Source organism: Lentzea sp. (genome assembly GCF_036380075.1).
Lineage (GTDB): Bacteria > Actinomycetota > Actinomycetes > Mycobacteriales > Pseudonocardiaceae > Lentzea.
This window is the reverse complement of record NZ_DASVFL010000067.1, coordinates 111,251-120,301: the sequence shown is the minus strand read 5'-3', so window position 1 is coordinate 120,301 and position 9,051 is coordinate 111,251. Positions and strand designations below refer to the sequence as shown.

Below are 9,051 nucleotides of genomic sequence, written 5' to 3'. Positions count from 1 at the left end.
GTCTCGAACTGGCGGACTTCGGCGGCAGCGTTGCGAAGGCGGTGAAGTCCTTCGGTGCCAAGACGCTGTCGCCGGTGCACACGATGACCACGAAGGAGCTGGTCGCCGACGCCCACCGGCACGGACTCGCCGTCGTCCCCTGGACCGTCGACGAGGTGCCGCGGATGCACGAGGTGATCGACGCCGGGGTCGATGGCCTGATCACCGACTACCCGGACCGGCTGCGCGAAGTCCTGAAGGAGCGCGGTTTCCAGCTGCCCCGTAAGTACCCGGCGCGCTAGTCGGTGGCGAGCGGCAGCGAGTGCAGGCCGCGGATCACGAACTCCGCCCTGCGCTCGGGCTCCTCGGCCAGCACGGCGCCGGGGAGCTTGCGGTGCAACGACGACAGCGCCGCCTCCACCTCGATGCGGGCCAGCGGCGCGCCCAGGCAGTAGTGGATGCCCATGCCGAAGCCGAGGTGCTGGTTCTTCTCCCGGCCGACGTCGAGCGCGTCGGGGTTCTCGAACACCAGCGGGTCGCGGGCGGCGGCGCCGAGCAGGGCGGCGATCTTCTCGCCGGGCTCGATGACGTGACCGGCGACCTCGACGCGTTCGGTGGCGGTGCGTTCGAAGAGCTGCAACGGCGAGTCGTAGCGGATGAGCTCCTCCACGGCCGTGGGCATCAGTTCGGGGGAGAGGCGCTCCCACTGCGAACGGTGCTGCATCAGGGCGTAGACGCCGTTGCCGATGACGTTGACCGTCGCCTCGTGGCCGGCCATCAGCAACAGCACGGCTGTGGCGACGAGCTCGTCCTCGGTGAGTCGCGCGCCGTCCGTGTCCGTCACGGCGACGAGGTCGGAGACGAGGTCCGTGCCGGGCGAGACGCGCCGCAGCGCGACCAGTTCGCGCAGGTAGGCGACGAACTCGGCGGCGGCGCGTTCGGCGGCTGCCTGCTGCTCGGGCGGGAGGCCGTACTCGTACATCTTCACGATGGCGTTCGACCACGGCTGGAGCAGGTGGCGGTCCTGGCCCGGCACGCCCAGCAGCTCGGCGATCACCTCGACCGGCAGCGGCGCGGCGACGTGGGCGAGCAGGTCGGACCGGCCGGTGTCCTTGATCTCCACGACCAGGTCGTCGACGAGGCGGTCGGCCAGGTCGGCGACCCACGGGCGCAGGCGCTCGACGTGGCCGCGGCCGAACGCGGCGGCGACCAGGCGGCGCAGTCGGGTGTGCGTGGGCGGCTCGTTCTCCAGCAACGAGTTGCGGTGCAGGAGGTTGAACGCCATGAACTGCTCGACCGGCTTCACGTCCGACCAGATGCGGCCCAGCGACCGGTGCCGCAGCACGGCGGAGCAGGCGGCGTGCGAGACGGCGACGGCGACGCCCATCTGCTCGTGGTGATGCACCTCACCGGCTTCGCGCAGGGCGGCGAAGGCCGGGTACGGGTCGGCGATGAACGCGGGATCGCGCTGGTCGAACGTCACAAGGCGGGACGGTAAGTCGCGATCCGCGTTTCGTCCACGTCAATTTGATTGATGACTCAAATTGTTGTGCGGCAACTATCGTTTCTGATGTGCAGCTGCCTGCGATCGTCGCGCACCGCGGTGCGTCCACCGACCGTCCCGAGCACACGATCGGGGCATACGAGCTCGCCCTGGCGGAGGGCGCGGAAGGGCTGGAGTGCGACATCCGCCTGTCGCGCGACGGCGAGATCGTGTGTGTGCACGACCGCACGCTCTCACGCACGTCCAACGGCCGCGGCACGGTCAGCGCGCTCACACTCGAAGAGCTGCGCAAGCACGACTACGGCAGCTGGCACCGCCACGGACACGCCGCCGAACTGCTCGTGCTCGACGACCTGCTGGAGCTGGTCAAGGGCACGAACGTGCAGCTCTTCATCGAGACCAAGCACCCGGTCCGGTACCGCAACGACGTCGAACGCAAGCTCGTCGAGGCGTTGAAGAGGCACGACCTCGACAGCCAGATCGTCATGATGTCGTTCTCGCCGACGGCCGTGAAGGCGTTCCGCGAGCAGGCGCCGGACATCCGCACGGTGCTGCTGCTCGACCGCCTCGGCCGGTACCGCGCCGGCGCTCTGCCGTCGTTCGCCGATTACACCGGGCCCGGTGTGCACGCGCTGCGCAACGACCACGGGTACGTCGATCGGGCGAGGCGCGCGGGTCACGAGACGTACGTCTGGACGGTGGACAGCGCCGAGGACGTCGCCCTGTGCCGTGACCTGGGGGTCCGCTACCTCGCGACGAACGCCCCGGCGAACACCCGCCGCCTGCTGACGGCTAACTTGGCCACCTGACACGCCTGAGCACGAGGAGGGCCAAGGTGGCCAAGCGGACCGCGGTCAAGGACGCACCGAAGGACGGGATCAACCCGAAGCAGCCCTGCCCGTGCGGCTCCGGCAAGCGCTACAAGGCCTGCCACGGAGCTCCCGGCGGCGCGACCGACGTGATCGTGTCCCGTCCGTTCGAGGGCCTGGCCGCCGAGTGCGAGCTGATCGCGCTGCGCGAGTTCGTGCCGTCGGCCGTCGCGAAGCTGCCGGTCAAGGACGGCCGCGAGGTCACCCTCGCCACCGTGCTGCCGATGGCCGCCGCCGGTCTGATCCGCGGCGACGACGTGCCGTTCGTCGGTCTGCAGGTGCAGACGCGCTCCGGCGACATCAGCCGTGACCTGGCGCGGGCGCTGCAGTGGGCTCAGCAGGCTAAGACCGGCGAGGTGCTCGCCGTGGTCGGACCGGACAACGGCGACAACCCCGGCCGGCTCCAGGACCTGCTCGACCCCGAGGCCGAGATCGTGCCGACGCTGCACGCCGACTTCATCTGGTGGATGCCGGAGGGCACCGAGCCCACCGGTGACGTGGCGCTGTCGCTGGAGCGCGCGAACGCCGCGATCCTGCCGACCGAGCGCCTCGACGCCCCCGGCGTGAAGGCCGCGTACTGGGTCGACGCGGGCGACAAGGCGCACCTGCGCTGGGTCCGCCCCGAGCCCGAGGAGAAGCTGCTGTCCGCGATGGCCCGCCTGGCCGCCCGCGGCGAGCTGGACCTGGGCGAGGGCTCGCGCTACGCGGGCTCGTTCCGCGCGCACGGCCTGCTGGTGCCGGTGTGGGACCTCGACCGCGAGATGCACGCCCGCGAGTGGGCCGACCCGGCAGAGGCGCTGGGCAAGCGCCTGCAGGAGGCCCTGGCGTCGGACGAGCAGCTCAACGACGCCGAGCGCCGGGCCCGCGAGGGCCTGCGGGGCCGTCAGATCACGCTGCGCTGACCCCCGAGGCAACCCTGAGCGACGTTGTCCACAGGGTTGTCCACAAGGAGCTGTGGACAAGTGCTGCTGCACATCATCACGACGGCCGGCTGGGACGCTGCCCAGTCGGCCGGCTCCATCACACCCGCGGTGGGCGAGGACTTCGTCCACTGCTCCGACCGGGGCGTCGTGCACGTGACGGCGGGGAAGTTCTTCCACGGGCAGAGCGGGTTGCTGCTGCTCGTCGTCGACCCGGCACGGCTCGGGGTGCCCGTCCGGTGGGAGGCGGTGGCGGACTCGCCGCTGTGGTTCCCGCACGTCTACGGGCCGATCCCGGTCAGTGCGGTCGTCGAGGTGCACGACTTCCCGTGCCTTCCGGACGGGTCGTTCGCACTGCCGGAAGTCGTTGCCGTTCTGTGATTCGGTAAGGCAACCGTCACGCACGGTCAGACGTGAACTCCTCGGAGCCGGTGGGGGCTCCCGGGGAGGGGGCGTGCCGTGACGGCGGTGCTGCAGTTGGATTGGGCCGCCGAACGCGGCGGGGGAAGAGCGGAAACCGTGGGGGATTTCGCTGAGTTCGTGCGCATGTCGATGCCCGGACTCCTGCGGTACGGGCACGCGCTGACCGGCAACCCGCACGACGCGGCCGACCTCGTTCAGTCGGTGCTGGAGAAGGTCGGTTCGCGCTGGGTGGCCGTGCAGCGCAAGGGTGACGACCCGCTCGCGTACGTCCGCAGGGCCATGGCGAACACGCACATCAGCATCTGGCGCCGCCGCCGGCGCGAGAACCTCGTGGCCGACCTGCCCGACCGCGGCGTCGTGGCACCCGAGCTGAGCAGGCTCGACAACGAACCCCTCTGGCAGGCGTTGCGCGAACTGCCGCCGCGGCAGCGCGCGGTGATCGTGCTGCGCTACTACGAGAACCTCAGCGAGGCCGAGATCGCGGACGCGCTCGGGATCTCGTGCGGCACCGTCAAGAGCCAGAGCAGCAAGGCGATGGCGAGTCTTCGAACACGCCTGGGAAAGGACTGACCCGTGGACGACATCGACGACGAGCTGCGCAGGCTCTTCAACGACGATCGGCTGGACGTCCACGTCACACCGGACGCCACCGACTCCGTGGTGCGGGGCGCGAACCGCCGCAGGCGCCGCCGCGCCGCCACGGCCGGCACGTTCGCCATCGTCGCCCTGATCGGCGCCGGGGTGGGGCTGACCCAGCTGCGGCCGTCGGAGGACGACTCGGCGGGCCCGCTGATGCCGACCTCGTCCTCGGCGGCGACGACGACCCCGCCGCCGTCGGTCAGCACCTACACCCAGACGGTGACCGTGACGGTCGACCCGCCGACGGGCTCGCAGGGCACCACGCAGGGCGGCTCCTCGACGCCGAAGTCCAGCAGGCCGAGCACCACGTCCACGCCTCCGAAGGAGGGCTCGCCCGGCGTCTGGGGCAAGCTCGCGCTGGGGATGTCGGAGGAGAACGCGCTGAAGACCGGGTCGCTCACCAACCCCGGTGAGGCCACCGGGTCGGCGTGCAGGCCCTATGCCATGCAGACGAACCTCGACTCCGACGCCGTCCTGATCTCGCCGGCCAGGGGGATCGTGCGGATCAAGATGCCGAGCACCGCGAGGACGTCGAAGAACATCGGGGCCGGTTCGACGGTCGCCGAGCTGAAAGCCGCCTACCCCGGCGCGACGGAGAACGGCTCCGAGCTCGTGGTGCAGATGACGGCGACGCCCAGGTGGGCGTACGTCTTCGACAGCGACGGCACGGTGGTCACCGCCGCTCGCATGCGCCTCGCCGACCAGGACTGTCCCGGAGCCTGACCAAACGATCTTGTCGAAGTCCCGCCGTCCTTGGGGGTGCGGCGGGGCTTCGGCGTCCTTTCTTTCTCGAATCCGCAAGTCTTTTCCGGGGGAACCGAAATGAAGAACTCGACCAAGCTCGCTCTCGCCGCCGCCGTGTCCTGACCGCGGCCGACATCGGCGAGGACTTCGTCGACTGCTGGGCGGGTGAGAGGAGCGCTATCTCGAAGAAGTACGGCGTGGTCCGGATCTCGCTCCCGGCAGAGGCGAAGACGTCGAAGGGCATCGCGTCGGGTCGACGGCCGGCGACGTGCGGCGCGCCCACCCCGACGCCACCGAGTACCGCTCCGGTATCTGCGCGATGGCCGCGTTGTGACCGTTCCGGAGAAAGTTCCGGGCAGCGTGTCGAGAACCCGGTTCCCGCTCCGTCCCCGCTGTGAAGACCGGCCATGATGGGCCGGACCGCACAGAGGGAGACACCGGAGATGGCCAAGTACCTGCTGCTCAAGCACTACCGCGGCGCCCCGGCGGCGGTGAACGACGTGCCGATGGACCAGTGGTCCCAGGACGAGATCAGCGCCCACATCAAGTACATGAACGACTTCGCCGACCGGCTGCGGGACCGCGGCGAGTTCGTCGGCGAGCAGGCGCTCGCGCAGGAGGGCACCTGGGTCCGCTACGACGGTGAGGGCAGGCCGCCGGTCACCGACGGGCCGTTCGCGGAGACGAAGGACCTCATCGCCGGCTGGATGATCATCGATGTCGACAGCTACGAGCGGGCCGTCGAGCTCGCGGGGGAGCTGTCGGCGGCGCCGGGCAAGGGCGGCCTGCCCATCCACGAGTGGCTGGAGCTCCGGCCGTTCTACGGGCACGCGCCGACGATCACCGAATGATCGACGAAGCCCTGCTCCGGAGTCTGACTCCCGGCGTCATCGGTGTCCTCGTCCGCCGCGGAGCCGACTTCGCGGCGGCCGAGGACGCCGTGCAGGACGCGCTGGTCGAGGCCGTGCGCGTGTGGCCGGCCGATCCACCGCGTGACCCGAAGGGCTGGCTGGTCACCGCGGCCTGGCGCAAGTTCCTCGACGCGACGAGAGCCGACACCGCGCGCAAGCGCCGCGAGGACCTCGTCGACACCGAGCCGGAGCCGGGGCCCGCGCAGGAGTCGGACGACACTCTGCGGCTCTACTTCCTCTGCGCACACCCGTCGCTGACGCCGTCGTCCGCCGTCGCGCTCACGCTGAGGGCGGTCGGCGGACTGACCACGCGCCAGATCGCCCAGGCCTACCTGGTGCCGGAGGCGACGATGGCCCAGCGGATCAGCCGGGCCAAGAAGACCGTCGGCGACGTGCGGTTCGACCGGCCCGGCGACGTCGCGACGGTGCTGCGCGTGCTCTACCTCGTCTTCAACGAGGGCTACTCCGGCGACGTCGACCTCGCCGCCGAGGCGATCAGGATCACCCGGCAGCTCGCGGCTGTGGTCGACCACCCCGAGGTGGCCGGCCTGCTCGCGCTCATGCTGCTGCACCACGCCCGGCGCGCTTCCAGGACGACGGACGACGGCGCGCTCGTGCCGCTGGCCGAGCAGGACCGCGGCAGGTGGGACACGACGCTCATTGCCGAGGGCGTCGAGGTCCTCCAGGCGGCGCTCGCGCAGGACCGGCTGGGCGAGTTCCAGGCGCAGGCGGCCATCGCGGCACTGCACGCCGACGCCCCCGCGGCCGAGGAGACGGACTGGGTGCAGATCGTCGAGTGGTACGACGAGCTGCTGGAGCTGACCGACAGCCCCGTCGTCCGGCTCAACCGCGCGGTGGCCGTGGGCGAGGCGGACGGGCCGCGGGCCGGGTTGAAGGCCTTGGCCGGACTCGACGAGACATTGCCCCGCTATTCGGCCGTCGCCGCTTACCTCCACGAACGGGACGGCGACCGGCGAACGGCCGCGCGGCTCTACGCCGAGGCGTCGCGAAAAGCGTTGAACCTAGCCGAGCGAGAACACCTGACGCGTCAGGCGGCACGTCTCAACAACTGAAAAGGCCCGCCTCCCGGGAGTGGAGGCGGGCCTCGAGATCAGGCACTCGACTGTGCGGAGGAAAAGCTCAGAGCGCGCCACCGGCGGCGGTCGGAGCGCTGGAGTCGCCGCCTTCGTCGCCCACGGTTTCGCGCGTGAGGAACGTCTCCACGTAGAACATGTTGCCTTCCGCGCGGTCCATGACGGTGAGGAGCGTCTTCATCGACGAGACCTCCTCGACCTGCTCCTTCAGGAACCACTGCAGGAACTGCTCACCGATGTAGTCGCCCTCCTCGCGGGCGGCCTTCGCGAGAGCCACGATCTGGTCGGTGACCTGCTGCTCCTGGCGCAACGCGAGGTCGACGAGGTCGCGCGGCGACTTGAACTCGTTGATCGGCACCTCGGCGCCGGGAATGGTGACCGCGATGTCGTTGTCCATCAGGAACTTCACGATCATCATCGCGTGGTTGCGCTCTTCGAGGGACTGCTTGTAGAAGTGCGACGCGAGACGCGGCAGGTCCTCGTTGTCGAACCACACGGCGAGTGCGATGTACTGCTGCGAAGCCGAGAACTCGTTGCCCACCTGGGCCTGCAGGAGCTCGTGGAACTTCGACTTGTTGCCGGACAGGATCTTCTTCACGTTCGAGGCCATGCGGAGTACATTAACCCAAATCAGCGGCAGTTGCATTCAAGGAAAAGCTAACCTTTGTTCGGAAAGGTGATCCGAACAAAGGTTAGGCGCTCCTAAGAATCACACCAATGGCGCGCGGTCGATCGGGCACGACATGCACCGGGGACCGCCGCGGCCGGAACCCAGCTCCGACCCGGCGATGCGCAGCACCTCGACGCCGGCGTCCTCCAGCCGCGCGTTCGTCTCGACGTTGCGCTCGTAGGCGACGACGAGGCCGGGACCGACCGCCAGCGTGTTGTTGCCGTCGTCCCACTGCTCGCGCTCGGCCGTGACGACGTCGAGACCGGTGTCGATCACGCGCAGCCGTTCGATGCCCATCGCCTCGGCGGCCGCCTCCAGGAACGGCACCGGGCCGTCCACGCGCACGCCGCCGTCGCCGTCGGCGCGCAGCGGGTAGGCGGTGAGGGCGTCGCTGATCGCCGGGTACATCACCACGGCGTCGCGGTCGACCATCGTGCAGACGGTGTCGAGGTGCATGGTGGCGCGTTCCTGCGCGATCGGCACCGCCAGCACCGTGTGCGCGAGACCGTCCGCGAGAGCGGAGCGCGCGAACGACTCCGCGCCCGCCGGGGTGGTGCGCTCCCCGACGCCGATGGCGATGACGCCCGGCGCGAGCAGTAGCACGTCGCCGCCCTCCAACGGCGCCGAGTGGGCGCCGTACGCGCGGCCCGTGCGGCGGAACCGCGGGTGGTAGGCGTAGATCAGGTCGGTCAGCGTCGTCTCGCGGTCGCGGGCGGGCAGGGCGAGCGACGTGATGGCCACCCGGTCGCCGACCCAGACCGACGAGTCGCGGGTGAACAGCAGGTTCGGCAGCGGGTCGACGGCGAAGTCGATCGGCAGGTGCATCTTGCGCACCAGCGACGCGCCCTCGGCCGCGGGCAGCTCCTCGAACGTCATGCCGGTCATCAGCACCTGCGCGAGCTGCGGGGCCGGCAGCGAGGTGAGGTGGCTGCGCAGCGCGTCGGCCAGGTCGATGCCGAGGCGGCGCTCGTTGACGGCGCTGTGGATGCCCGCGATGCGCGCGCGGTGGTCCTCCAGCGCCTGCACCAGCACGTCCCCGAGCAGCAGCACCTCGACGCCGCGGGAGGTCAGCGTCGCGGCGAACGCGTCGTGCTCCTCCTGGGCACGACCGACCCACGGCACGCCGTCGAAGAGCAGCTGGTCGTTGTTGCGCGGGGTGAGCCTCTTGAGCTCATTGCCCGGCCGGTGCAGCAGCACCGTGCGCAACGGGCCGACCTCGCTGTCCACGCGGGGCGCGGCGTCCGGGAGTGCTTCGGTCTCGGAGATCGTGTGCGCAGTCACCAGGCGAGCGTAACCCT

11 protein-coding genes are annotated in these 9,051 nt (G+C 70.3%); 8 read left to right on the top strand and 3 right to left on the bottom strand.

Annotated elements, in window-relative coordinates:
* A partial coding sequence (locus tag VF330_RS08620) for a glycerophosphodiester phosphodiesterase family protein (RefSeq protein ID WP_330850973.1) occupies nt 1–281 on the top strand: 281 nt, incomplete at its 5' end.
* Here VF330_RS08620 and VF330_RS08615 read toward each other — a convergent pair.
* Entirely contained in the window at nt 278–1,462 is a 1,185-nt protein-coding gene (locus tag VF330_RS08615) for a cytochrome P450 (protein WP_330850972.1), read from the bottom strand. The two genes, VF330_RS08620 and VF330_RS08615, sit on opposite strands and share 4 nt — an antisense overlap.
* 89 nt (nt 1,463–1,551) lie before the next feature.
* On the opposite strand from VF330_RS08615, the gene VF330_RS08610 reads away from it, so the two are divergent.
* The 7 genes from VF330_RS08610 to VF330_RS08580 all read left to right on the top strand — a co-directional run bounded on the left by VF330_RS08610 (nt 1,552) and on the right by VF330_RS08580 (nt 7,062).
* The gene (locus tag VF330_RS08610; RefSeq protein ID WP_330850971.1) at nt 1,552–2,292 is read left to right on the top strand and encodes a glycerophosphodiester phosphodiesterase; all 741 of its coding nucleotides are present in this window, start codon (nt 1,552–1,554) and stop codon (nt 2,290–2,292) included.
* Nucleotides 2,293–2,318: 26 nt separating this feature from the next.
* Nucleotides 2,319–3,254 carry a DUF5926 family protein gene (locus VF330_RS08605; protein ID WP_330850970.1) on the top strand — a complete coding sequence of 312 codons (936 nt, stop codon included), beginning with the start codon at nt 2,319–2,321 and terminating at the stop codon, nt 3,252–3,254.
* Nucleotides 3,255–3,314: 60 nt separating this feature from the next.
* Entirely contained in the window at nt 3,315–3,653 is a 339-nt protein-coding gene (locus tag VF330_RS08600) for a DUF952 domain-containing protein (protein ID WP_330850969.1), read from the top strand.
* Between the two features lie 87 nt (nt 3,654–3,740).
* Entirely contained in the window at nt 3,741–4,265 is a 525-nt protein-coding gene (locus tag VF330_RS08595; protein ID WP_414675356.1) for a SigE family RNA polymerase sigma factor, read from the top strand.
* A 3-nt stretch (nt 4,266–4,268) separates the two neighbouring features.
* Nucleotides 4,269–5,057, top strand: coding sequence for a hypothetical protein (locus VF330_RS08590; RefSeq protein WP_330850967.1), 789 nt, complete (start codon nt 4,269–4,271; stop codon nt 5,055–5,057).
* 464 nt (nt 5,058–5,521) lie between these two features.
* On the top strand, nt 5,522–5,929 hold the full coding sequence (locus VF330_RS08585; protein WP_330850966.1) for a YciI family protein: 408 nt from the start codon (nt 5,522–5,524) through the stop codon (nt 5,927–5,929).
* Nucleotides 5,929–7,062 carry an RNA polymerase sigma factor gene (locus tag VF330_RS08580; protein ID WP_330850981.1) on the top strand — a complete coding sequence of 378 codons (1,134 nt, stop codon included), beginning with the start codon at nt 5,929–5,931 and terminating at the stop codon, nt 7,060–7,062. The genes VF330_RS08585 and VF330_RS08580 overlap by 1 nt, the downstream gene beginning before the upstream one ends.
* 67 nt (nt 7,063–7,129) lie before the next feature.
* Here VF330_RS08580 and VF330_RS08575 read toward each other — a convergent pair whose 3' ends face one another.
* Nucleotides 7,130–7,693 (bottom strand): ferritin, encoded by a 564-nt coding sequence (locus tag VF330_RS08575; protein WP_330850965.1) that lies wholly within the window; start codon nt 7,691–7,693, stop codon nt 7,130–7,132.
* 99 nt (nt 7,694–7,792) lie between these two features.
* Nucleotides 7,793–8,980: an arginine deiminase gene (locus tag VF330_RS08570; RefSeq protein WP_414675357.1), complete on the bottom strand. Its 1,188-nt coding sequence runs from the start codon at nt 8,978–8,980 to the stop codon at nt 7,793–7,795.
* Nucleotides 8,981–9,051 lie beyond the last annotated feature (71 nt).